3 protein-coding genes are annotated in these 1,460 nt (G+C 32.1%); 1 reads left to right on the top strand and 2 read right to left on the bottom strand.

The genetic code is table 11. The features are described 5' to 3' along the window. Window positions 1–40 precede the first annotated feature (40 nt). On the top strand, window positions 41–271 hold the full coding sequence (locus tag QMF37_RS18170; RefSeq protein WP_038703704.1) for a hypothetical protein: 231 nt from the start codon (window positions 41–43) through the stop codon (window positions 269–271). A gap of 155 nt (window positions 272–426) precedes the next feature. Here QMF37_RS18170 and QMF37_RS18165 read toward each other — a convergent pair whose 3' ends face one another. Beyond that, window positions 427–891 (bottom strand): hypothetical protein, encoded by a 465-nt coding sequence (locus QMF37_RS18165; RefSeq protein WP_283479140.1) that lies wholly within the window; start codon window positions 889–891, stop codon window positions 427–429. Between the two features lie 165 nt (window positions 892–1,056). Then, the gene (locus QMF37_RS18160) at window positions 1,057–1,209 is read right to left on the bottom strand and encodes a hypothetical protein (RefSeq protein ID WP_283479139.1); all 153 of its coding nucleotides are present in this window, start codon (window positions 1,207–1,209) and stop codon (window positions 1,057–1,059) included. Window positions 1,210–1,460 lie beyond the last annotated feature (251 nt).

Raw genomic sequence — 1,460 nt, 5'->3', positions numbered from 1 at the left:
TAAAGTAATAACTTAAGTATATAAATAAGGGGAAATGAAAATGAAAAAATTTGATTGTAAAAATGGTTGGTTTATAGAGATGCACCCGGAAAGTGAAATATATCTTAATTCGAATAAGGTTGCAGTTGTTGATTACGAGAATGCTTTGATTGCAGTTATTCAGTTTGAAGACGATAAGATTGATTTTCTTCATACAAATTATAATTTAAATCCTAAATTATTAATAAACGAAAAAACAATTGTTTTCCCTGATATGCCAGAAGATGAATAATCAATTAACACATATGTGTGCTTAATTTAATCGCGGATAGTAAATTATTTTATAACGTTTTTATGAGAATCACGGTAAAGGCTAAGTGAGGGATGAATTCCCTTGCTTGGCCTTTTTGAATGTAATTTAATTGCTATTAAGTTACATTCAGTTTTTTATATTCCAAGATGGTAGAGGTAAAGATTCCCTTCTTCCAGCCTTTCAATCATAGATAGCAATCTCTCTAGTAACTCAAGAACGTCATCTCTACTAAAAATTAAACGTTCATGCGTCCCTAGTATATTTTTTTTGGAAGAAAGCACAAATTCTCCAGTCAGCTCCAGTTTTTCAGGGGAGTTTGTAAACAAAGAGTGCCAAGCGATAAAAATGCTTTTCATCGTGGCTGCTGACGTTTGATCAAAGAGGGTGACACCATAATAATTTATTCCTGTTTCTTCTCTTGTCATCGATATTGCTGGATTTTTACATGGAATCCAACTCAGAGAATCTGCTATGTATTGAATCAAATCGTCTGGGATATCTAGGGAGTCAATAATGTCTAGATTTTTCTCATTGCTCCTCATCAACTCTTGATAGGTAACTGTATTGGGGACTAAGAAAAATTCGTGTTCTAAGCTCATACTTCGCCCCTCCTTAAGCTTTTAGTTTCTAAGGTTTCGAATGTAAATTAATTCACAATAAGTTACATTCAGATTCAATAAAAAGCCGTGCTCTTTTTCGAACACGACCTTTCATTTGTATATTTCATTTTATTTAAACTTATCTTCTCTATTTGAATTTTTTCATTAGTAAAAGATATAGACAATCAAATCAAATAATTTGGCTATTCCGTACAGCGGAATAGTTACACCGATAACCCCAACAAGAAAATAACCGACAAGTTTGAGCACATCAACAACGGCTCCGACCATATCATCAAGAAGTCTAATTATGGGCATAGTAATTCCCCTTTCGATTTTTCTTGATTTTACCATATATTTTACTTTTACAGTTTATAATTTATTGAATAATTAAATATAAATAACAAAGCTAAGTGACCAATCGAAGAAATTACACCAAGAGCGACACCAAACAAGAGAACTTGGCTGATATCTAGCTGCTCGCCTAATAATTACGGTTATTTAAAGTTTGTAAAACTACTCTCTTAAATTTTTTGAATGTAACTTAACTGCACATAAGTTACATTCAA

The sequence above is a fragment of the Planococcus sp. S3-L1 genome, assembly GCF_030063085.1.
In the GTDB taxonomy this organism is placed as follows: Bacteria; Bacillota; Bacilli; order Bacillales_A; family Planococcaceae; genus Planococcus; species Planococcus kocurii.
This window is presented reverse-complemented; position numbering and strand designations above follow the sequence as displayed.